18 protein-coding genes, 2 tRNA genes and 1 riboswitch are annotated in these 22,701 nt (G+C 65.4%); of the genes, 14 read left to right on the top strand and 6 right to left on the bottom strand.

Features of this window, described 5'->3' with window-relative positions:
* Positions 1-67: 67 nt before the first annotated feature.
* Together EWU68_RS08745 and EWU68_RS08740 are read right to left on the bottom strand one after the other, a co-directional pair.
* The gene (locus EWU68_RS08745; RefSeq protein ID WP_129315752.1) at positions 68-2,299 is read right to left on the bottom strand and encodes a S9 family peptidase; all 2,232 of its coding nucleotides are present in this window, start codon (positions 2,297-2,299) and stop codon (positions 68-70) included.
* Positions 2,300-2,352: 53 nt separating this feature from the next.
* Positions 2,353-3,795 carry an amino acid permease gene (locus tag EWU68_RS08740; protein WP_238692396.1) on the bottom strand — a complete coding sequence of 481 codons (1,443 nt, stop codon included), beginning with the start codon at positions 3,793-3,795 and terminating at the stop codon, positions 2,353-2,355.
* Positions 3,796-3,966: 171 nt separating this feature from the next.
* Positions 3,967-4,079: riboswitch (SAM riboswitch) on the top strand.
* A gap of 132 nt (positions 4,080-4,211) precedes the next feature.
* On the opposite strand from EWU68_RS08740, the gene EWU68_RS08735 reads away from it, so the two are divergent.
* From EWU68_RS08735 to EWU68_RS08725, 3 genes are all read left to right on the top strand, one after another.
* The gene (locus EWU68_RS08735) at positions 4,212-5,603 is read left to right on the top strand and encodes a bifunctional o-acetylhomoserine/o-acetylserine sulfhydrylase (RefSeq protein WP_129315750.1); all 1,392 of its coding nucleotides are present in this window, start codon (positions 4,212-4,214) and stop codon (positions 5,601-5,603) included.
* A gap of 17 nt (positions 5,604-5,620) precedes the next feature.
* A complete protein-coding gene (gene metX, locus EWU68_RS08730; RefSeq protein WP_129315749.1) occupies positions 5,621-6,826 on the top strand; it encodes a homoserine O-acetyltransferase MetX in 1,206 nt (401 codons plus the stop codon).
* 98 nt (positions 6,827-6,924) lie between these two features.
* Positions 6,925-7,584: an alpha/beta hydrolase gene (locus EWU68_RS08725; RefSeq protein ID WP_129315748.1), complete on the top strand. Its 660-nt coding sequence runs from the start codon at positions 6,925-6,927 to the stop codon at positions 7,582-7,584.
* A gap of 701 nt (positions 7,585-8,285) precedes the next feature.
* Here the strand turns inward: EWU68_RS08725 and EWU68_RS08720 are convergent.
* Entirely contained in the window at positions 8,286-8,513 is a 228-nt protein-coding gene (locus EWU68_RS08720; protein ID WP_129315747.1) for an RNA-binding S4 domain-containing protein, read from the bottom strand.
* 125 nt (positions 8,514-8,638) lie between these two features.
* Between EWU68_RS08720 and EWU68_RS08715 the strand changes: the two genes are divergently transcribed.
* From EWU68_RS08715 to EWU68_RS08705, 3 genes are read left to right on the top strand one after another with little or no spacing between them, the layout of a single operon-like run.
* Entirely contained in the window at positions 8,639-10,021 is a 1,383-nt protein-coding gene (locus tag EWU68_RS08715; RefSeq protein ID WP_129315746.1) for a glycine--tRNA ligase, read from the top strand.
* Positions 10,022-10,037: 16 nt separating this feature from the next.
* A complete protein-coding gene (locus EWU68_RS08710; protein WP_129315745.1) occupies positions 10,038-11,000 on the top strand; it encodes a GNAT family N-acetyltransferase in 963 nt (320 codons plus the stop codon).
* Positions 11,001-11,026: 26 nt separating this feature from the next.
* Positions 11,027-11,395 carry an MGMT family protein gene (locus EWU68_RS08705; protein WP_129315744.1) on the top strand — a complete coding sequence of 123 codons (369 nt, stop codon included), beginning with the start codon at positions 11,027-11,029 and terminating at the stop codon, positions 11,393-11,395.
* A gap of 5 nt (positions 11,396-11,400) precedes the next feature.
* On the opposite strand, the gene EWU68_RS08700 is transcribed toward EWU68_RS08705, so the two are convergent.
* On the bottom strand, positions 11,401-12,198 hold the full coding sequence (locus tag EWU68_RS08700; RefSeq protein ID WP_129315743.1) for an SDR family oxidoreductase: 798 nt from the start codon (positions 12,196-12,198) through the stop codon (positions 11,401-11,403).
* 172 nt (positions 12,199-12,370) lie between these two features.
* Here EWU68_RS08700 and EWU68_RS08695 point away from each other — a divergent pair, with 172 nt between their 5' ends.
* From EWU68_RS08695 to EWU68_RS08660, 8 genes are all read left to right on the top strand, one after another.
* Positions 12,371-13,744 (top strand): aspartate aminotransferase family protein, encoded by a 1,374-nt coding sequence (locus EWU68_RS08695; protein ID WP_129315742.1) that lies wholly within the window; start codon positions 12,371-12,373, stop codon positions 13,742-13,744.
* Between the two features lie 101 nt (positions 13,745-13,845).
* Entirely contained in the window at positions 13,846-15,015 is a 1,170-nt protein-coding gene (gene dusB, locus EWU68_RS08690) for a tRNA dihydrouridine synthase DusB (RefSeq protein ID WP_129315741.1), read from the top strand.
* Positions 15,016-15,120: 105 nt separating this feature from the next.
* Positions 15,121-16,425 carry a deoxyguanosinetriphosphate triphosphohydrolase gene (locus EWU68_RS08685; RefSeq protein ID WP_129315740.1) on the top strand — a complete coding sequence of 435 codons (1,305 nt, stop codon included), beginning with the start codon at positions 15,121-15,123 and terminating at the stop codon, positions 16,423-16,425.
* Positions 16,426-16,486: 61 nt separating this feature from the next.
* Positions 16,487-18,364 carry a DNA primase gene (dnaG, locus tag EWU68_RS08680; protein WP_129315739.1) on the top strand — a complete coding sequence of 626 codons (1,878 nt, stop codon included), beginning with the start codon at positions 16,487-16,489 and terminating at the stop codon, positions 18,362-18,364.
* 89 nt (positions 18,365-18,453) lie between these two features.
* Positions 18,454-18,528: transfer RNA gene (locus EWU68_RS08675), tRNA-Asn, on the top strand.
* Positions 18,529-19,181: 653 nt separating this feature from the next.
* Entirely contained in the window at positions 19,182-20,066 is an 885-nt protein-coding gene (locus EWU68_RS08670; protein ID WP_129315738.1) for a phage holin family protein, read from the top strand.
* Positions 20,067-20,279: 213 nt separating this feature from the next.
* Positions 20,280-21,464, top strand: a complete 1,185-nt coding sequence (locus tag EWU68_RS08665; RefSeq protein WP_129315737.1) for a glycosyltransferase — start codon at positions 20,280-20,282, stop codon at positions 21,462-21,464.
* Between the two features lie 110 nt (positions 21,465-21,574).
* Positions 21,575-21,651: transfer RNA gene (locus EWU68_RS08660), tRNA-Ile, on the top strand.
* A gap of 105 nt (positions 21,652-21,756) precedes the next feature.
* Here the strand turns inward: EWU68_RS08660 and EWU68_RS08655 are convergent.
* Both EWU68_RS08655 and EWU68_RS08650 read right to left on the bottom strand, forming a co-directional pair.
* On the bottom strand, positions 21,757-21,975 hold the full coding sequence (locus EWU68_RS08655) for a hypothetical protein (protein WP_129315736.1): 219 nt from the start codon (positions 21,973-21,975) through the stop codon (positions 21,757-21,759).
* A 90-nt stretch (positions 21,976-22,065) separates the two neighbouring features.
* A complete protein-coding gene (locus EWU68_RS08650) occupies positions 22,066-22,629 on the bottom strand; it encodes a M23 family metallopeptidase (RefSeq protein WP_129315735.1) in 564 nt (187 codons plus the stop codon).
* Positions 22,630-22,701 lie beyond the last annotated feature (72 nt).

Raw genomic sequence — 22,701 nt, 5'->3', positions numbered from 1 at the left:
GGAAAATCGCTCAGGATTGCCACCTCGACGCCGGCCCCGCCCCCGGCCCCCCGACGCCGGCCCGGCGCTAGGAGTCGATACCGAGGCAGTTGAGCAGGAAGGCGTACTCCCAGGCCGTGTCCTCCCACTGGCGATACCGTCCGGAGCCGCCGCCGTGGCCGCCGTCCATCTCGATACGCAGCAGGATCGGGGCCGTGCCGGTGGTGTGTTCGCGGAGCTTGGGAACCCACTTGGCGGGCTCAACGTAAAGCACCCGGGTATCGTTCAAGCTCGTCACGGCCGCAATGGGCGGGTAAGCCACCGAGCGGACGTTCTCGTAAGGGGCGTAGGACGTCATGTACTCGTAGACTTCCTTGTCCTCGATCGGGTTGCCCCATTCCTCCCACTCGAGAGCGGACAGGGGAAGATCCGGATCGCTGATACTGGTCACCGGGTCAACGAAGGGGACCGCGGCCAGGACGCCGCAATACTTTTCGGGGGCCATATTGACTATCGCGCCCATGAGCAGTCCGCCCGCCGAACCGCCATAGGCGGCGATGCGGGATTCGTCGGCCCACGGTTGCGTGGCCACGTGATCGGTGACCGCGACGAAGTCGGTGAAGGTATTGATTTTCTGCAGTTTCTTGCCCTGCAGGTACCAGTCTCGGCCGAGTTCGCCGCCACCCCGCACGTGTGCCACCACGTAGACCACACCGCGATCGAGCAGGCTCAGGCGCGACACCGAAAACCCCGGATTCGAACTGGCCTCGTAGGATCCGTACCCGTACTGGATCACCGGGTGAGGAGTCTGCAGGTCGGCGTCGGCCCGGTGGATCACCGAAAGAGGAACCATCGTCCCGTCGGGGGCCTGCGCCCACTCGCGGTGGGCGACGTAGTCCTCGCTTCGGAAGCCGCCCAGAACCGGGGTCTGCTTGCGGAGCTCGAGCTCGTCCAAGCCGGGGAAGTAGTCGTACTGCCGCCACGGCGTCACATACGAGATGTAGCCCAGACCCACGACGGGCGAACGCAGCGCCATGGCCGTGATCTTGGCGGTATAGAGCTCCTCGCCGGAGAAGGGCTCGAAGGGTTCGGGGAGGTCGCCGCCCTCAAGTGTTTCCCTAATCGCGTCCAGGCTGATGAACCCGGCCTTCTCGAGCCCGTCCTCGCGCAGGCTGGCAGCCAGGTGGGTCTGGTTGAAATGGAAGCCGTTGAGTCGTCGCGTCGACGACGCCGGCACCACCACGGTCCACGTCGAGCGCAACTCGTCCATCGACAGACCCGAGAGCGCGGAATCGTAGTCGACGGCGGTCAACTCGCCGTTCGGGGCCTGATGGTCATGACACAGCAGAACATAGGGCCGGCCGTCGAGCTCGATCGGTTCGGCGGAATACAGAACCCGTTCCTCACGAGGAATGACCACGTGGGAGACGGGGGCCCGCCCCGGCCCGGCGGCCTCGAGGTCGGCGAGAGCCAGGAGTCGCGTCTCGTTGTACTCCGAGCATCCGACGTCGATGCACAGATGCTTCTCGTCCGCCGTCGTCTCAGCGCCCAGCCACAGGGCGACGTCCTCCTCGTGGTGAAGGACCAGGTCCTGATCCACGGGCGTGCCGAGCCGATGCGAACGCAGCTCATAAGGGCGCCACGAGTCGTCGACCAAGGTGTAGACCAGGTGCGAGCCCTTCGGCGTGAGAAAACCGCCGGCGAAGACCCCCTCCACGACGTCGGGCAGGAGCGAGCCCGTGGTCAGATCCTTGACGTACTGGTCGAAACGTTCGTCGCCGGAATCGTCGACGGAGTACGTCAGCAGCCGGCCGTCTTCGGTGACGTGGAAGGATCCCAGAGCGAAGAAGGGGAGACCTTCGGCCAGCTCGTTGCAGTCGAGGAGAACTTCCTCGCCGTCGAGGGCAGCATCCGCTGGAACTTCGGGTGGGGTCCAGTCCGCGCGCAGGTCGCCGGTGTTCAGGGCGGGGACACGGCAGAAACTCGCGTAATTCTTTCCCTCGACGGTTCTGCGGAAGTACCACCAGTCGCCGAGCCGGTTGGGTACCGACAAGTCGGTCTCCTGGGTTCGGGACCTGATCTCCCCGAAGATCGAGGACCGCAGCGTCCCGAGCCCCGAGGTCACGGACTCGGCATACGCGTTCTCCCGCTCGAGGTGTTCGATGACCTGGGGGTCGTCCTTGGCGCGGAGCCACTCGTAGTCGTCCACGACGTCGTGCCCGTGCATCGAGCGCGTGGTCGGCGCCTTCCGGGTCTCCGGGGGCACGGCGTCGGTATTCCAGGTGGGGCGTGGGGTTTCACGAGAACGAGGTGAAGTCATGCCTTCCAGCCTACGTTCGAATCCACCGACGTCGCCGCCCCGGACCGGCGTTCCTACCGAATCTCCGTGGGGTCGACGGCCTCACGCGTGCGACGCGTCAGGGGATAGGCGAGGGCCAGGAGGATCACCCACACCGCCCCGATCATGAGGGACATGCGAGTGTCCTCGAAGAATCCGAGGAGCACGACGACGCCGATCATGAACGCAAGAGCGAGCCAGGAAGCCGCCGGCCACCAAGGAGTCGGGAAGGGGGAGGGGCCCGAGCCCTCGCGCGAGCGTCGGCGTCGCATGGTCAGGTGCGTCACCAGGATCATGACCCAGACCAGAACTGTCGCGAACGTCACCAGGGTTGCGACGTACAGGAATGCGTTCTCGAAGAAGTGGTTGACCAGCACCCCGGCCACGAGGACGATGCCCATCGCTGCCACCGTCATACTGGGGGTGCCCCGCGACGATACTCGGCTGAAGGAGCGCGGCGCGAGACCGCGTTGGGCGAGCCCGTACAACATCCGCCCGGCCCCGTAGATGTCCGAATTGATCGCGGACACGGCGGCCGTCAGAACCACCACATTCAGGATGTGGGCGGCCGCAGGGATGCCCAACCCGGAGAAGATCTGCACGAAAGGTGAGCCTCCGTCGCCGATGCTGCTCCAGGGGTAGAGGGACATGATCACGCCCATCGTGAGGACGTAGAAGAGCAGGATGCGCACCGGGACGGTGTTGATCGCCCCGGGGATGGATTTCTCCGGGTCTTCGGCCTCGCCCGCGGTGATTCCGATGTTTTCCACGCCGCCGAAGGCGAACATGACCACGGTGAAACAGGCCAGGAAGCCCGAGAACCCGTGGGGGAAGAAGCCACCCTGTTCCCACAGGTTCGTCACGGACGGCTGGATCTCCTGGTGCAGCTGAATACCGAAGACAATCAGGGCCAGGCCGCCGACGATCATTGCCACGATGGCGCCGACCTTGACCAGGGTCAGCCAGAACTCGACCTCGCCGTAGACCTTCACCTTGGTGAGGTTGACCGCCATGATGATCGCGACGACCGAGACGATCCAGATCCAGCTCGGCGTCGTCGGGAACCAGAACTTCATGTAGAGGGAAAAGGCCGTGACGTCCGCGACAGCGACGAGCGCCATCTCGAAGGCAAAACTCCAACCGGTGACGAATCCCGCCCAGCGACCCAAATACTCGGTCGCGTAGTCGGCGAATGATCCGGGGACAGGGTGGACCAGGGCCATTTCGCCCATGGCGCGCATGACCATGAAAACCGCCGCACCACCGATGATGTAGGCCAGAAGCACCGAGGGGCCGGCGAACTGGATGGCGTCCGCGGACCCGAGGAACAGGCCCGTTCCGATGGCTGAACCGAGGGCAATGAAACGAATGTGCCGCAGGGTCAGCCCGCGCCTGAGCGACGTCCGTGCGTTCTCCGCGACGTCGCCCGCGGCTCCCTTTCCGCCCCATCTCGGGGAGGGGTTGTTCTCCTGGCTCACGGTATTCCTTCGGGGCGGTCGATGGTGATGCCGCTCGGTCCGACACCGAACGACCATGAGACAGGGTACGCAATGGTCTCGCTCACGTCATAAATGTCATGACGTTTCATGCGGGTGCAGTATGACGCCGGCACTTGACGCGCGCTCCACCCATGCGAAAACCTTGTATCGGGTCAAGAGAGCCAGCGCAAAGCCCCAGCTTGCTGGCCGGCAACCCTCCAACCGCGGTGGGGTGCCCTGGGTGAGGACCTGGTGGTCGCGAACAGCGATCGCAAGCGCGGGCGCGGTGTGCCCGGTCGTCTCGATCAGTGAGACTCGTATTCCCCGGTGAACCAGAGGGTTCCGGGTCGACCCGGGTGCTGATGGATCGGAAGACGGCCGGTCGCTCCATGCCCCTCGAATCGACAGGAGCAAAAATGAGCACTCAAGGTCTTCCCACTCCTTCCGCGCCGCAGGGCTGGAAGTTCGAGACACGGCAAATTCACGCCGGACAGGACCCGGATTCCGCGACCGGTGCGCGGGCATTGCCGATCTACCAGTCGACGTCCTTCGTGTTCGACGACGCCGAGCAGGCGGCCAACCGGTTCGGGCTCAAGGAACTCGGCCCCATCTACTCGCGCTTGACGAATCCGACCCAGGAAGTCGTCGAGAACCGCATTGCCGCGCTCGAAGGCGGCGTCGGTGCCCTTCTGGTCGCATCCGGCCAAGCAGCCATCACCATCGCGATCCTCAATATCGCGAGGGCCGGGGACCACGTGGTCGCCAGCCCCAGCCTTTACGGCGGTACGTACAACCTGCTCAAGCACACCTTGAGTTCCTACGGCATCGAGACCACCTTCGTGGAGGACTTCGACAACCCCGAGGCCTGGCGCGCCGCGGTCCGACCGAACACCAAGGTTTTCTACGGCGAGACCGTGCCGAATCCGCGCAGCGACGTGTTCGATATCGAACCGTTGGCCGAACTCGCTCACGAAGTCGGTGTGCCGTTGGTCGTGGACAACACGGTGCCCACCCCGTACCTCGTCAAGCCGTTCGAATGGGGAGCCGACGTCGTCGTGCACTCCGCGACCAAATACCTCGGAGGACATGGGAACAGCGTCGGTGGCGTGATCGTCGATTCCGGCAACTTCGACTATTCGAAGTACCCGGACCGGTTCCCGCAGTTCAATACCCCGGATCCCAGCTACCACGGCCTGGTCTTCGCCGAGGACCTCGGACCCACCGGCGTCTTCGGCGTCAATCTCTCCTACATACTGCGGGCACGCGTGACCCTGCTGCGTGATCTCGGCGCCTCGATCTCTCCGACCAACGCGTTCAACATTTCCATCGGCCTCGAAACCCTCTCCCTTCGCGTGGAGAGGCACGTAGAGAACGCTCGCAAGGTCGCCACGTGGCTGGAAGGTCGTCCCGACGTGACGCGCGTGCACTATGCGGGCCTCGAGTCATCGCCCTGGTACGACCTCGGGCGGAAATACGCGCCCCAGGGTGTCGGAGCGGTCGTCGGCTTCGAACTCGAGGGAGGTGCGGAGCCGGCCCGAAACTTCGTGGATTCCCTTCAGCTTCACTCCAACGTGGCCAACATCGGGGACGTGCACTCGTTGGTCATCCACCCCGCCTCGACCACGCACTCGCAGCTTTCGGACAAGGAGCTTCGCGATGCTGGAGTGGCTCCCGGATTCGTCCGGCTCTCCGTGGGGCTCGAGCACATAGACGACATCCTGGCAGATCTCGAGCACGGTTTCGACGCGCTGACATCCGCGGACGGCGCGACCGTATCGGCAGAACCCGTATCCGCGAACAGGCAATAGACGAACGAGGAGCAGAAGTGACGATCGTCGGTACCGGTGCGCGCAAGGCCGAAACCAGGGGAGACGGCGTAGTCAATTACTACGACGTCGGCGACCTTCTGGTGGACTCCGGCGCTGTCATCTCCGACGCCACCATCGCGTACGAGACCTGGGGGACGTTGAACCAGGACGCGTCCAACGCCGTCCTGGTTCTTCACGCCCTCACCGGGGACACGCACGCGGCACACGGCGAGGCCCCGGAGGGGGCGAGTGAGCTCGAGCGCAGGGCGGCCGAAGAAGAAGGCTGGTGGGAAGGGCTCATCGGGCCCGGTGCGGCGATCGACACCGACCAGTACTTCGTGGTGTGTCCGAACATCATCGGCGGCTGCTACGGATCGACCGGGCCCTCGTCCCCGGCGCCGGCAACGATCGATCCGGAGCGGCGACCCTGGGGATCCAGGTTCCCGCTGACCACGATCCGGGATTCCGTGCGGGCCGAAGCCGTGCTGGCGGATGGCCTCGGAATCGACCAGTGGTCTTTGGTGATCGGCGGCTCGATGGGCGGGGCCCGTGCGATCGAGTGGGCCGTGACCTTCCCGGACCGTGTGCGCCACTGCGCCACGATTGCTGCCGGGGCCGAATCGACGGCGGAGCAGCTCTCCTGGGGCCAGGCCCAGGCGCTCGCGATCCGGCAGGACCCGAACTTTGCCGGGGGAGACTACTATTCGGGGCCTTTCCCGGTCGACGGCCTGGGGCTGGCCCGCCGCATTGCTCACATCACCTATCGCTCCGCGACGGAACTGCACTACCGGTTCGGCCGCCACCCGCAAGGCGACGAGGACCCGTCGGGACCGTGCGTGAACACGCGGGGTCGTTACCGGGTCGAAAGCTACCTGGACCACCAGGCGTCGAAGCTCGCTGGCCGGTTCGACGCGAATTCCTACCTGTGCGTCAATGACGCCCTCATGAGCCACGACGTCGCCCGGGGCCGAGGCTCCCTGAAAGAAGCGCTCGCCCGGGCGACGTGCGGGTGGACGATCGTGGCCGTGGACTCGGACCGTCTGTTCTACCCCCGGGATTCGGAGATCCTCGCGCGCTCCCTTCCCGAACCCGTGGAGGTGGGGTACATCAGCTCACCGAGCGGCCACGACGCCTTCCTCATCGAGACCTCCCAAATCAGCAAGTTCCTCCGTGAGGGCGATGCCCTGCGGGACGCGCCCTTGGGCTCGCCCTGCCGGGACTGACGAGGTTACGGTTCGGACTGCGACGTCGTCGCCCCGACACCGGCGACGACGTCGGTCGCTGAGCCGAACCGACCTGGGTCGTGAATAGGATGGGACGCATGACTCCACATCCCACCGTCGAATTCTCGCGCCCTGAATCCGAGCGTCCCGGAACGCACCTGGTCCTGATGCTTCACGGCTACGGTTCCCACGAAAAGGACCTCCTCGGGCTCCTGCCGGCCCTTCCCCAGGACGGCTTCACCTACGCGGGAATGAGAGCACCCGACCCGGTCCCGGGCGGCGGACCCGGTTACAGCTGGTTCGCCCTCCAGGGGACGTTCGGCCAGCACATCACCGCCGACGTCGAAGAAGCCCAGCAGGCGGCCGCCGACGTCGTCTCCTGGATCGAGAGAAACGCCGAAGGCTACTCGGACGTGACCCTTTTCGGATTCTCCCAAGGTATGGCCGTCGCGACCTCCGTGCTGCGGCATCGCCCGGACCTCGTGCGCGCCGTCGTCGGGTTGTCCGGATTTGTTCTGGACGCCCAGAGCGACTTCCTCGACGACGCCGCCCTGTCATCCATGTCCCCGAAAGTTCCCTTCTTCTACGGACGCGACCAGGAAGACCCGGTGATCCCGTCCGACATGGTCGCCTTCAACCTCGATTGGTTGCGTGACCACACCCAGGTGACCAAGGTCCTGTACGCGGGCATGGGCCACGGCGTGAACAACCAGGAGATGAAACACGTCTCCGAATTCCTTCAGTACTCGCTCCGGTAGGGGCGGGGGCGCTTCCTGGCGCGAGGTGGCAGTATTGTGCGGCTGCCTCCCGCGAGGTGGCAGTTTTGTGCGGCTGCCTCCCGCGAGGTGGCAGTTTTGTGCGGTTATGGCGGTCAAAACTGCACGAGAGTGCCACTTCGCGGCGGAGCGCGGCGTCGTTGGGTGGGGGTTGCCTGATTTGGAGGAGATTTCCGCCGTTAGGTGGGGGTGCAGCCACCACCTAACGGCGGTCAGTGCCACCGAATCGGGTAACCGCCACCCAACGCGGAGATGCCGTGGAGGCCCCGTCGGTAACCGCCACCCAACGCGGAGATGCCGTGGAGGCCCCGTCGGTAACCGCCACCCAACGCGGAGATGCCGTGGGGGCTCCGTCGGTAACCGCCACCCAACGCGGAGATGCCGTGGGGGCTCCGTCGGTAACCGCCACCCAACGCGGAGATGCCGTGGGGGCTCCGTCGGTAACCGCCACCCAACGCCGTGATGCCGCGGAGGGCCCCAGTCGTACAACCGCCGAAGCTCGAGGGTACCTCTCCGATCCCGACGGACGCCCGCTAACCCCGACGCCACCCGCACGGACGCAGGCCCGCTGGCCCCCAACCGACGCCGGCCCGCCCCCGACGGACGCCGGCCCGCCCCAGACGGACGCCGGCCCGCCCCGACGCCGCCCAGCGCGCCCGAAGCCCCGCCCGCCGTGCGTCGTGTCAGGCGCGGTCTATGCGGAGGGTCGCGTCACCGAGAGTGACGACGTCGCCCGGATGCAGCTGTTTGCCGCGCTGGTATTCCGGCTCCCCATTCACGGAGACGAGGCCCTCGGCGATAACCTCCCGGGCCTCGACGCCGTCCTCGACGAGGCTGGCGAACTTGAGCAGTTGGCCCAGCCGGATCATGTCTTGGCTGATTTCGACGGTCTGATCGTCTGAAGTGGTCATGGTGTCCAGCCTATCGACATGGGATGGGTGCCCTGGGCCGGAAACCGGTAGTCTGGTAGGCGAATCGACCCCTGCACGCGTCGCACTCCGGCGGCGCGCGATGATTGATGGAGTGAGCAATACCTATGGCACCAAAGTCCACGCTGGATAACGTCATCACGTTGGCCAAGCGCCGCGGATTCGTTTTTCAGGCCGGTGAGATCTACGGCGGTTCCCGGTCGGCGTGGGACTACGGCCCCCTCGGAGCCGAGCTGAAGGAAAACATTCGCCAGCTCTGGTGGCAGAATTTCGTGCGGTCGCGCGAGGACATGGTCGGGCTGGACTCCTCGATCATTCTTCCCACTCCGGTGTGGGAAGCGTCGGGCCACGTCGAAACCTTCACGGACCCGTTGGTCGAGTCCTTGCACACTCACCGCCGCTACCGCGCGGACCACCTGATCGAGGCCTACGAGAAGAAGCACGGGCATCCTCCGGCCAATGGGCTGGCGGACATCAACGACCCGGAGACCGGGCAGCCGGGCAAGTGGACCGAACCGCAGCAGTTCTCCGGTCTGATGAAGACCTATCTGGGCGCCGTCGACAACGAGGAAGGCCTGCACTTCCTGCGCCCCGAGACGGCCCAGGGCATCTTCGTGAACTTCAACAACGTGGTCACCGCCGCCCGCAAACGGCCCCCGTTCGGGATCGGACAGATTGGCAAGGCCTTCCGGAACGAGATCACGCCCGGCAACTTCATCTTCCGGACCCGTGAGTTCGAGCAGATGGAAATCGAGTTCTTCACCCACCCGGATGATGCCCCGAAGTACTTCGACACGTGGGTCGAGGACTGCTGGAACTGGTTCGTCGACCTGGGGATCAACCCGGACAACATGCGGAAGTTCGACGTCCCGGAGGACGAGCGGGCCCACTACTCGGCCGGAACCATCGACATCGAGTACAAGTTCGGTTTCCAGGGCAGCGAATGGGGCGAACTCATGGGTGTGGCCAACAGGACCGACTACGACCTGGGCGTGCACAACGAGCACTCGAACACCCGCCTCGAATACTTCGACCAGGGGACCGGGGACCGTTACGTGCCCTACGTGATCGAGCCCTCCTTCGGGCTCACCCGCTCCATGATGGCCTTCCTGGTTGACGCGTACACGGAAGACGAGGCGCCGAACACCAAGGGCGGCGTCGACACGCGCACGGTGCTCAAGCTCGATCCGCGTCTGTCCCCGGTCAAGGCGGCGGTTCTTCCGTTGTCCAAGAAGGAGACCCTGACGCCGACCGCGGAGAAGCTGGCCGCCGACCTCAGGAAGAACTGGAACATCGACTACGACACGTCCGGCGCCATCGGCCGCCGGTACCGTCGTCAGGACGAGATCGGTACGCCGTTCTGCATCACGGTGGACTTCGACACCCTGGAGGACAACGCCGTCACGATCCGCGAACGTGACACGATGACGCAGGAACGCGTCAGCCTCGACCAGGTCAAGTCCTACCTCGCGGGCCACCTGATCAAATAACCCAGAGGGGAGCGGTATGGCGGACTACACGATCCGTGACTGGCACGAGGGCGATGATCTGCAGCTGATGCAGATCTGGCCCGAAGCCGAGAACACCCAAGCGGCCGTTTTTCGCGCCAAATTCGGCCCCGACGCCGAGAAGCCGTGGCAACGGACCGTTGTGGCCGAACACGACGGCGTGCCCGTGGCCGCGGCAACGGTGTACGAGACGTCGTTGCACTCCTCCAGGCTCTGGGCCTACGCCGAGGTCGCCCCCGACCATCGTCGCGCGGGTCTCGGCGGGCGCCTGATGCAGGCCCTGCGGGATGCGGCCGAGACCGCCCCGTCCGGCGTGGTCTCCCTGCGAAGCAAGGTCGAGCCCGGATCGGCAGGTGCCGGGTTCGCCCAGTGGGCGGGGCTCGGATCGATCCAGCGCACTCGCATGATCAGGGTCGACGCCGGCGCCTTGCCCCAGCGCGCCCTGCGCGAGGACCAGGACGGCAACCTCGACCAGGCGATCGAGGATCTTGCCACGGGATCCCTCGAACTCACTCAGGCCGTCTGGGACTTCTATCGCCGCGTCCACGAATGGGACCCGCCCGCGGAGCAGTCTCTCGGCCGGGTCAACCGCCTGTTCCTCTCGGACGAGGCCGAGGCCTACGGCGCGATCGTCATGCGCGACGGCGTGATCGAAGCCCGGAAGAACGGGAAGAACGCGCCGATCGCCGCCTTCGCCGTGAGCTACCGTCCCTTGGACGCCGATGCTCCCGGGCGGGAATTCTCGGAGGAGGAGCCGACCGAGGTCCTTCTCGGCTACGACGTCGACCGCGTGCGTTCCGGCGGGGACGTCGAGCAGCTGCTGGCTCTTCTCGTCGCCCAGTACCCCGTGCTCATCGAGGTGGACGATTCGATGAGCATCCTGACCGAACTCGTCGATGCCCTGCTGGACCGGGGCACGGCCCACCTCGAGGAAGAGACCCTGGTCGTCGCGGACCGCTAGCCGCCCGCTGGACCTGGACACAGACGATGGACGACGTACGCGTGGAGAGGATCCTGCGGGCCGTGGAATGCGTCCCGGAAGGCCGGGCCGCGACGTACGGCCTGATAGGTCGCGTGGTCGGTGAGGTTCCGCGCGTGGTCGGGTACACGATGTCCCGTTGGGGCGGCAACGTCCCGTGGTGGCGCATCGTCAACGCCCAGGGAGAGATTCCCGGGCACGAGGCCACGGCGGTCCCGCACTGGGAACGCGAGGGGCTCCTGAACCGCGACGGTGACGGACCCGCGACATCGACCGCGGCCTCGGGCCACCGAGTGCGCCTGAGCGAGGTTCTGGCGGACGAGGACATGCTGGCCCGGGCGTGGGCGGAAGCGGTCGCGGGCCTCCCGGAGACCTGATCCGCTCACCCGGTCAGTGCGCTCGCGGGCCAGGTGAAAGCCATGACGCCGCCATCGACCGTGATCGTCTCGCCCGTGACGAAGGAGGAATCGTCGGAGGCCAGGAAGGCCACCACCGCGGCCACCTCTTCGGGTTTCCCGAGGCGTTCGAGCGGGGTGACGCGAGCCTGCTGCTCCCGGAAGCTCTTGCCTTCCGCATCGGCCGATCCGACCAGCTCGTCGACGAGCGGGGTCTCAATGGTGCCCGGGCAGACCGCATTGGCCCGAATGTTGCGGGACCCATAGTCGGTCGCCGTCGCCCGCGTGAAATTGACGACGCCGCCCTTGGCCGCGTTGTAGCCCGACCGATCGGCGTCCGCGGCAAGCCCTGAGAAGGAAGCCATGTTGACGATGGCTCCGTGCCCGGCGTCGAACATGAGTGGCACCAGGTACTTGGTCATCAGGAATGTACCGCGCAGGTCCACCGCGATGATCTTGTCGAAGAGCTCGGTCGGATATTCGTGGACCTTGCCGCCCTTGTTGTCGACTCCCGCGTTGTTGACCAGGGCGTCGATGCCACCCCATACATCGCTGACCTGCTGGGCCAGACCCCGGACGGATTCTTCGTCGGCGACGTCGACGACGAAGGTCTCGACGTCTGCGCCCGCGTCCCGCGCGGCCTGGGCCGCGGTCTCCAGATCCTTCTGGTTGACGTCCACCAGCCCCAGAATCGCTCCTTCGGAGGCAAGGCGTTGGGCCGTGGCACGGCCGATGCCGGTCGCCGCCCCCGTGATGATGACTCGACGGTTCTCGAAACGTTTCATGGCGTGCTGTCCTCCGTAACACCTGGTCGGTCCCGGGTCGAATGTCTCCCGGTACGTCAACGGTAGAAATCCCGCGGGTGCGGAGTCGAGGTTTTCGGACGAATTCGTGGCATGGAAATATATAGGGTTGGAAGACCGCCCGAAGCACGGCCGGTCACGGAGAGGGGATCCCATGAGCACACCAGGAACTTTCATCGCGGGTGTTACCGACGCCGACATCGAGGAAGGTCGCCGCGCCTATCAACAGGATCGGGAGCACGTGTTCCATTCGTGGTCCGCGCAGGCGGGGTTGGACCCGATGACCGTTCTCCGCACGGAAGGCTCCTACGTCTGGGACGGCGAGGGCCGCAGGCTCCTGGACTTCTCCTCCCAGATGGTGAACACGAATATCGGGCACCAGCACCCCGCCGTCGTCCGGGCGATCCAGGACCAAGCGGCAAAGATCTGCACGATTGCCCCGTCGCATGTCAACGCCGCCCGCTCCGAGGCGGCCCGGCTGATCGCCGAACTCACGCCCGGAGACCTGAACCACGTGTTCTTCACCAACGGGGGAGCGGACGCCAACGAGCACGCGATCCGGATGGCCAGGGTGCACACCGGTCGACACAAGGTTCTCTCGGCCTACCGCAGCTATCACGGCGGCACGGACCTCGCGGTCAACGTAACGGGCGACACCCGTCGGTTCGGCAACGATCATGCCGGTGTGGGTGTGGCCCGCTTCCTGCCTGCATACCCCTACAGGTCGTACTTCGACTCGACCAGCGAGGAGGAAGAGACCACCCGGGCCCTGCGCCACCTGGAGGACGTGATTCTCCTGGAGGGACCAGAGAGCATCGCCGCGCTGATCCTGGAATCCGTTCCGGGCACTCCGGGGATCTACGTTCCCCCGAAGGGCTACATGCAGGGGGTGAGAAACCTCGCGGACAAGTACGGCATCGTCTGGATCGCCGACGAAGTCATGGTCGGGTTCGGGCGAACCGGTGAGTGGTTCGCCGTGGACCACTGGGACCAGCGGCCTGACCTGATGACCTTCGCCAAGGGCGTGAACTCCGGGTATGTGCCGCTCGGCGGCGTCGCGATCTCGGACGAGATCTACCAGACCTTCGCGGAGCGACCCTATCCCGGCGGGCTGACCTATTCGGGCCACCCTCTCGCCTGCGCCGCGGCCGTGGCGACGATACAGGCGATGAAGGACGAGGGAATGGTCGAGAACGCTCGGCGCCTCGGCACGGAGGTCTTCGGTCCCGGGCTTGCGGAGATTGCGGAGAAACACCCGTCGGTCGGCGATGTCCGAGGCCTCGGATGTTTCTGGGCCATCGAGCTCGTCAAGGATCGGCAGACCAAGGAGCCCTTGGCGCCGTACGGCGGATCCTCTGCCGCCATGGGAGAACTCATCGGGGCGCTGAAGGCAGGCGGCATGCTGCCCTTCGCAAACTACAACCGGATCCATGTGGCTCCGCCCCTGAACATGTCGACCGAGGAGGCCCGCGAGGGGCTCCGCATCATCGACGAGGCGCTCTCCGTGGCCGACGCCCACGCCGTCTGAGTCCAGTCCGCGCCTGCTGGCACACCGCTGGGGCGGGCCGGGAGATGTGAGTTCGCTCCTCCTCGGCCCGCTGTCGGAGCCGCGTGTGAGAAAATCGCAGGGTGACTACTGCCATCCCGACTCGCCTGTCCCTGCCTCCGCTCCAGCTCGGCCGCCTCACGGTGGACGTGCCGGTCGTCCTCGCCCCCATGGCGGGTGTGACCAACAGGGCCTTCCGCAGACTGTGTCGCGAATACGGCGGGGGACTGTACGTGACCGAAATGGTCACGGCCCGGGCGCTCGTCGAACGGCGCCCCGAGTCGCTGAGGATCATCGATCACGATGACGATGAGAAGATCCGCTCGATCCAGATCTACGGAGTCGACGCGGTCAACGTCGGCAAGGCCATCCGCATGGTCGCCGAGGAGGACCGGGCCGATCACATCGACCTGAACTTCGGGTGCCCGGTTCCCAAGGTGACCAAGAACGGTGGTGGCTCGGCCCTTCCGTGGAAGACCGATCTGTTCGAAGCGATCGTCGGTACCGCGGTGCGCGAGGCGTCGCGCGCGGACATCCCGGTCACGGTCAAGATGCGCAAGGGCGTCGATGATGACCACATCACTTTCCTCGACGCGGCCAAGACGGCTCGCGACGCCGGGGTGGCCGCGATCGCGCTGCACGGCCGGACCGCGGCACAGCACTATTCGGGCCAGGCGGACTGGGACTCGATCGCGGAACTCCGGGAGGCCGTCCCGGACGTGCCGGTCCTCGGCAACGGCGACATCTGGTCCGCGGAAGACGCCGCCCGCATGGTCGAGCAGACCGGAGTGGACGGCGTCGTGATCGGTCGCGGGTGCCAGGGGAGGCCTTGGCTCTTCGGCGATCTCCAGGCCGCGTTCGAAGGCCGCGATGAACGTTTCCGTCCCGGAGTCGCCGAAGTCAGCACGATCATCTATCGTCACGCGGAACTGCTCGTGGAGACCTTCGGGGAGGAACGCCGAGGAATGCGCGAAATCCGCAAGCACATTGCGTGGTACTTCAAGGGGTACCCGGTCGGTGGCGAGCTCCGCGCGCAGATGGCGCAGGTCAGCACCCTTGCGGAATTCCGCGATTTGCTGGGCCAACTCGACCAGTCGTTGCCGTACCCCGGCGCGGATGTCGAAGGGCCCAGGGGGCGTGCGGGATCGCCGAAAAAGGTGCATCTTCCGGACGGGTGGCTCGATTCCCGCATCCTGGGCGATGCCGAGAGGCTCGGGCTCGCGGACGCCGAACTCGATGTGTCCGGGGGCTGACCCGAGGCGGCAAGATGTGTTGCCGCCTGCTTCTTTCGCCGTCTCCCGCGCCATGGCGCGGTAGCCTGGGTACGACTCGTTTCCCCGACAAAGGCGAACCCCCACATGACTTCTCCGACCGAACCCCGTCAGCCCGGTTATTCGCCCCGGGATGCTGACCGTTGGTTTCCGGAGCATCACAAGAATCTCTACCGCAGCCAGTTCGAGCGCGATCGGGCCCGGGTTCTGCATTCCTCTGCCCTCCGCCGGCTGGGATTCAAGACTCAGGTCGTCTCTCCGAGCTCGGACGACTTCATCCGGACTCGCCTGACCCACTCGCTCGAGGTCGCACAAGTCGGTCGGGAGGTGGGCCGGATGATCGGGTGCGACCCCGACGTCGTCGACGCGGCCTGCCTGGCCCACGACCTCGGTCACCCGCCCTTCGGCCACAACGGCGAAGCCGCCCTCGATGCGATTGCGGCCGATGCGGGCGGGTTCGAGGGCAACGCCCAGACGCTCAGGCTCCTGACCCGGCTCGAACCCAAGGTCATCATGCCCGACGGACGATCCGCGGGGCTGAACCTCACGAGGGCTTCACTCGACGCGGCCTGCAAGTATCCGTGGGCCAAGGAGGACGCCCCGGTCCGCAACGGCACCAGGAGCCGAAAATTCGGCGTCTACGAGGACGATCTTCCGGTCTTCGACTGGTTCCGGGAGGGCGCCCCGGAAGGACGGAAGTGCCTGGAGGCACAGGTCATGGATCTCGCCGACGACATCTCCTACTCGGTCCACGATGTCGAGGACGCCGTCTTCGGAGGGCATGTGCAGCTGGGGTGGATGGACCGCGCGGGGGATCGTGAACGGGTCCTGACGTGGACCCAGCGCTGGTACATGCCGGACACGGACCCGCAGGAACTCGACGACGCCCTGTCGCGCCTCCAGAAACTCGACGAGTGGTTGCCTCACATGACCGGTACCCGTGCCTCCATGGCGGCTCTGAAGGCGTTGACGAGCCGGTTGATCGGCCGTTTCGCCGGCGAGGCGATCGCGGCAACGCGGGCGGAATACGGCGAAGGGAACCTGACCCGTTATGCGGCCAGGCTGAGGATTCCTCGGGACACCATCACCGAGATCGCCGTCATGAAGGGCATCGCGACCGCCTACGTGATGGCGGTGCGGGATCAGGAGCCGCTGTACGACAATCAGCGCGAGATGCTCGCCGTCCTGGTCCAGGCTCTCCTCGACACCGACGGGATCTTCCTCGATCCCGTGTTCGCCGCAGACTGGCGGGAGACCGATCGTCACGACGACGCCGCGCGCCTGCGTCTCGTGGTGGATCAGGTCGCATCGCTCACGGATTCCTCTGCTGTGCGCCTGCACGACCGCATCACGGGCCTCAACTGGAGGGTCGGGGACAAGCCCCTGTGGTGAGTCGTCCACATTCGTCAGTCCGGGTCGGCCCGGATTTGTCAGGGCGGATAAACTGGCCCACGTGGCTGGTTTGATTCGACGCGAGGACATTGACGAGGTGCGCTCCCGCACGGACATCCGGGAGGTCGTCGAAGGCTACGTCACGCTCAAGTCCGCCGGCATCGGGTCCTACAAGGGTCTCTGCCCCTTCCATGACGAACGCACGCCGTCCTTCCACGTTCGACCCCAAATGGGCACGTACCACTGTTTCGGGTGCGGTGAATCCGGGGACGTGATCTCTTTCGTCATGGAGATGGACCACACGTCCTTCTCGGAGACCGTGGAGCGACTGGCGGCCCGCGTCGGATACGAACTCCATTACGAACAGGGCAGCGGCCCGTCCAAGGAGGAGAAGGGGCGCCGGCAGCGGCTCATCGACGCGCACAAGATCGCGCAAGAATTCTTCGAGAAGGCCCTGTACACGCGGCAGGCTTCGACGGCCCAGAACTTTCTGGGCGGCCGCGGGTTCGACGGCGACGCCGCCCGGAAGTTCGGCGTCGGGTATGCGCCCCAAGGCTGGTCCACCCTGCTCAAACACCTGCGGGACCGCGGGTTCACGGATGAGGAACTCAAGGCCACGGGGATGTTCTCCGAGGGACAGCGCGGCCTGTACGACCGTTTCAGGGGGCGGCTGATCTGGCCGATTCGGAACCTCACCGGCGAGACGATCGGGTTCGGCGCCCGCAAGCTCTTCGACGATGACAAAGGGCCGAAGTACCTGAATACCCCTGAGACCCAGCTCTACAAGAAGTCCCAGGTGCTCTACGGGATCGACCTCGCGAAGAGGAAGATCGCGCAGGGCAAGCAGATCGTCGTCGTCGAGGGGTACACCGACGTGATGGCGGCACACCTGGCCGGGATCGAGACGGCGGTGGCCACCTGCGGCACCGCGTTCGGGACCGAGCACATCAAAATCGTTCGGCGCCTGCTCGGTGACGACGGCTCCGGCGGGGAAGTGGTCTTCACCTTCGATGGTGACGAAGCTGGGCAGAAGGCGGCCCTCCACGCTTTCCAGGAGGACCAACGGTTCAGCGCGCAGACGTACGTGTGCGTGGCACCGGAGGGAATGGACCCCTGCGACCTGCGTCTCAAGCGCGGCGACAAAGCGGTGCGGGACCTCCTCAAGGCCAAGCGGCCGCTCTTCGAATTCGCGATCCGGGTCACGCTGAGGGACTTCGACCTGGAGAGCATCGAGGGTCGCATTCGCGCCATGAGGGTTGTCGCTCCGATGGTGGCCTCGATCAGGGACTCGGGTCTGCGCCATGCGTACCAGCGCGAGGTCGCACGATGGATCGGCGTCGACCTGGAGGAACTCGACGGCGCCGTGCGTGAGGCGGCCCGTCAGCCGGTCGAACGACGCCGCGAAGAAGTCCAGGCGGCGTCGGCCGACCCGGAAGACCAACCCAAACCCCAGGTCGAGCTGCCGGACTACACCAACGACGCCGCCGCCCGCCGAGAACGCCAGGCACTCGAAGTCCTGGTCCAGGTCCCGGATCTGGTCGAGCGGTCGCAGTGGGAGGCGTTGCCGTCGATCCGAGTGAGATACCGGGTGCACCACGAGATTCTTCGAGGCGTCCTCGCTGCTCATGACGAGATCGACGCCGTCCCCGGGGGACGCTGGGTCAACGGGATCAGAAACCACACCCACGAGGCCGCGCACTCACTGCTGGCCGAGCTGACCGTGGCCCCGTTGCCTGCGACCACGCAGCGGCAGGTCGAGAACCACGCCGTCTCGATCTTGAACAGGCTCCTCGCCCAGGAGCTCAGCGTGCGCCAACGCGACAAGGTGCGCGAGCTCGAACGAGTCGACTCCGTGGTCGAGGCGGATCGGTTCCGGAGCATCCAGCGAGAGATTCTCGACCTCGAGTCCAAGCGGCGCCAACTCTCGGAGGTGCGGTGACCATCGTCACCGAGGGCCCGTTTTGCGTCGTGTCAGCGAAGCCTGTAGAGTTTAGTGCTGTTGCGAGCGTTGAAGAACGTCAGTAGCGGTCCCCCGTAGCTCAACGGCAGAGCATTCGACTGTTAATCGAAGGGTTACTGGTTCGAATCCAGTCGGGGGAGCCACAAAACCGCCGGGATACCAGGCCAAACGGCCAGGTATCCCGGCTTTTTTCATGCCCAGAAACAGCCAGAGTCACGGTTTGGTCACGGATTCAAATCGACACACCCCAGTCCAGCGCCGCCGGATAATCAACAAGCCCCGCCTTCTCGACGTCGTACCGGGAAGTGATCGCGGACGACGAATGCCCCAACTGCTCCGCCGCCTGAACCCCTCGACGTCAGCAGAGGTGAGAGGTGCCCTGGGGCTCGACTCGAACAATGGGCAACAAAAAGTGGGATTCACGGCGCAGATCGTGACGCCGTCGTCGCACCCGGGGATTCTTTCGGCGAGTGACGCAATCGAAATTCGTACCGTTTCCTCTTCTTGCTCGAAGGATTCTGCAGACACCGGACCCCGCGCGACGAGCTCGGCCGATGCCGCGCTCTTGCGCACCGGCGGGTGGGCGAGGGCGCCGTTTCGCGGCTCACGCGACGGCAACGGCGTGGATCGGCACATGGTACGGATCTGAAACAGTTCGACGTATTCGATTCGTCAGTAGGTTCCCTGGAAGAACAAAAAACTCAGAAGTGCGTTCTCACGTGGCACAACTCTCTATGACGCCCCAGAAATGATAGGTTTGGCTGTGAAATTCAATGACATTGACTAGGGAGGCTTGATGTCTCACTCCATCGACAACGGAGAGACCACTGACCAGCAGAAGCCCCGCTCCTACCGGGGAGGCGTCAGCTCTCTGAAGGCTGGGGCCAGCCAGGTCCTGGGTATCGGCAAGGTGGCCTCCCGCTTGGGCCCCAAGCAGATCAAGGACGAAATCCAGATCGCCAAGCTGGAGATGAAGGACAAGGGCGTCAAGCTCGGCGTGGGCGCTGCCTTCGTCGTGGTCGGCCTCGTGTTCCTGCTCTTCGCGACCATTGCTCTGATCGGCGCGGCCATTGCCGGTCTCGCGACCGTGATGCCGCTGTGGCTCTCGGCCCTGCTTTTCGCCGCCTTGTTCATTGTCCTGCTGGCAATTTTCGCGCTCATTGGCCTGCTGAAGATCAAGAAGCAGCTTCCGCTCAAGCCGGAATCCGCGATCTTCGGCTTCCTCTACGACCTCGGGGTTGCCAAGGAAGGCTCGTCCTACACCTCCAGCCGCGTGCGCCGTGAGATGCAGGAGAAGCAGGAGGCCAAGGCCGACGAGAAGCAGAAGGCCAAGGAAGAGAAGAAGAACCAGGAGAAGTCGGGTCAGGCGCCGGAGAATGCGCAGCCCACTCAGGACCAGCTGGAGCAGCGGACCAAGGCCCGCCGCGACCACCTGAAGTCCCTCCGGGACGACTTCGGGAACCAGTTCTCCTCCGTCCAGTCCTCCGCCTCGGGGCTCGTGGACAAGTCCAAGTCCGACGCCCAGTCGGCTCCGGACCGGGCGAAGTCGGCGGCCTCGAACTTCACCGCCAACGTGTCCGACCCGGAGAACATCAAGGCCCGGTGGAAGCCGTTGGCCGCATTCGCCGTTTCGGTCGGAGCGTTCTTCGTGTTCCTCGGCCGCCTGTTCAAGAAGAACTGACCCGGCTGACGAGTCACCGGCCTCGGGCCGAAGAAGACGCCCGCTCACCATCCGGTGGGCGGGCGTCTTCGTGTGTTCCCCGGCGAAGACCGGGGTGAACCATGAAATACGCCTCACCCGATGACGAGGGACAGCTCGTCCTCGGTCGGTAGACTGTGGGGGACCGCGTGGACGCCACGACCCACCGAGCAGACGACGGAACGCGACCGAGCTATGACTACCAGACCCTTGAAGATCCTCATCGGCGCGGACACCTATCCGCCGGACATCAATGGTGCCGCACAATTCGGGCATCGGTTGGCGGAGGGCATGCGGGATCGCGGTCACGACGTGCACGTGCTTGCGGCACGGACCACCAGCGGTCCTTCGTACGACATCGAGATCGATGGCATCACCGAGCATCGGCTGCGTTCCCACCACCCGCCGACACACCCGTACTTCCGGTTCTGCTTCCCCTGGGAGATGCAGTGGAGGGTCGGCCGGTTGCTCGAGGAAATCAAGCCCGACGTCGTGCACATCCAGTGCCACTACATCATCGGTCGCATGCTGTCCTGGGAGTGCAAGCGTCGGGGCATCCGGTTGGTAGCCACGAACCACTTCATGCCGGAAAACCTGAACCCTTTCCTCCCGTTCCCGAAGCTCGCGCTGGACGTCATCGCGAAGTGCTCCTGGATGGACATGGAGCGGGTGCTCGGTCGGGCCGATCACGTCACGACGCCGACTCCGATCGGCGCGAAGGCGATGCACAATCACGGGTTTGCGACGCCCGTCATCCCCGTGTCCAACGGCATCGACTCGGCGGCCTACGAACTGGGTCCGGGGGAGGAGGTCGACAAGCACGACCACCCGGTGATCTTCTTCGCCGGTCGCCTGGCGGTCGAGAAGAACATCGACGTGCTGATCAAGGCCCTGGCGCTGTTGCCGGAGGAACTCGACGCTCATCTGGAGCTCGCCGGCAGCGGCGAGATCGAGGACGATCTCAGGGCGGTCGCCCGCGACGCCGGGGTCGAAGACCGGGTGCACTTCCTCGGGTTCGTCTCCGACGCCGAGCTTCGTGCCGGATACCTCCGGGCCGATGTCTTCTGCCAGCCGGGAACCGCCGAGTTGCAGTCGCTCGTGACGCTCGAGGCCATGTCGGCCTCGAAGCCCGTGGTCCTCGCCGATGCCCTCGCCCTGCCGCATCTTGTCAGGGCCGGAGAGAACGGATACCTCTTCGAGCCGGGCAACGAGCAGGACCTCGGGGAGAAATTGGCGCGCGTCCTCTCTGCGTCGCCCGAAGAACGACGTCGCATGGGCGAGGTCAGCCACACCATGGTCAAGAAGCACGACGTCGACAAGACCTGGGACGTTTTCGAGTCCATGTACGACGGTTCGTACAGCGGCTCAGAAGGCCAGTGATTCGAAGGCCACGCCCCGGCCGACAAGGGGATGGACGTTCGTCGTCCCGGGATGCGGTATCCTGGATTGCCGGTCTGTCCCGTTTTCTGCGGGACCCAGACCGCGCCTTCGGGGGGTTAGCTCAGCTGGTCAGAGCAGAGGACTCATAATCCTTTGGTCGCGGGTTCAAGCCCCGCACCCCCTACCACCAGGCCCGCCCGTCCCGGAACGATCCGGGTGCGGCGGGCTCTTTGCCATCTCCCGACCCTTTTCGGTGCGACGGACCGTGCATGTGCAGGCCGCAAGTGCGGGCTCATTTTCCCGTGCGTGACCAGTCGACGTCGCGACCGATGGTGGGAGCCCATTTCTCGATGGTTTCGGTCTTCCAGCCGTACCACTCGGACGTCTTGGACCCGTGCAGTATCGCGTCGGGCTTCGGCATGGTGCCTGCATTGTGGCGCTGTTGGATGGCGGCTGGGGTCATACCGAGGGCCACTGCGATCTTGTGGCGGCTGACGTAGTGAATGGTCACGAGTGATGAATTCCTTCCGAGCCCACAGGCTCTGGGTCGGGCTCTGCACCATCAGACTAGGTGATTTCGGACTCTGCGGCAGTGCGTGGTTCACAGCGTGGGACGTGCCGGTGCCACGGACCCCGACCACGCTCGTCCGCCAGGGCCGGGGTCGCGGGACCGCGGCAGGAGGACGGAGGGACGCAACGCTCCGACCAGGCTCAGCGGGTTGATGTATTCCTCTCCTTCTCTGACGCCCCAGTGCAGGCACGACGCACAGCCCTCGTGCTTCAGCTCGGGATCACGACGAGCTATGACGGTGCCCGCGGTGACATGTGTTCCTCTCGGAAGCTGGTCGACCACGGGCTCGAAGCTGGTCCGGAATCCGTCCTCCGTGGTGATGGTGATGACGCCGCGATCCACGACCCGGCCCGAGTGGGATACGGTCCCGGGCGCAGGTGCCCGTATCTCCTGGGCCTTGGCGCAGTCCAGGTCGATGCCGCGGTGTCCCGCCTTCCATTTCTGAGCGGGCTTCGCGAAGGCGCGAACAACGGCTGGTCTCGGGGAGAGGGGCCAGCTCCACGACGGGGTGCGGAGGGATGCCGCGGAAGGCACGGCCCAAGCCGCGGACAGAACCAGGAGCGAGGTCAGAACCAACGCAAGACGTGAACGCATGGCATCAGTAGATCGCGGCTCGCGCGTCGGGCCGGCGTCGTGCGCTGGGTCCGGCCGTGGCCAGTGGAAAAG

Origin of the sequence: Rothia koreensis, from assembly GCF_004136575.1 — a bacterium.
GTDB lineage: Bacteria > Actinomycetota > Actinomycetes > Actinomycetales > Micrococcaceae > Rothia > Rothia koreensis.
Note: the sequence above shows the minus strand (reverse complement) of the source record. Positions and strands in the feature narration are given on the sequence as shown.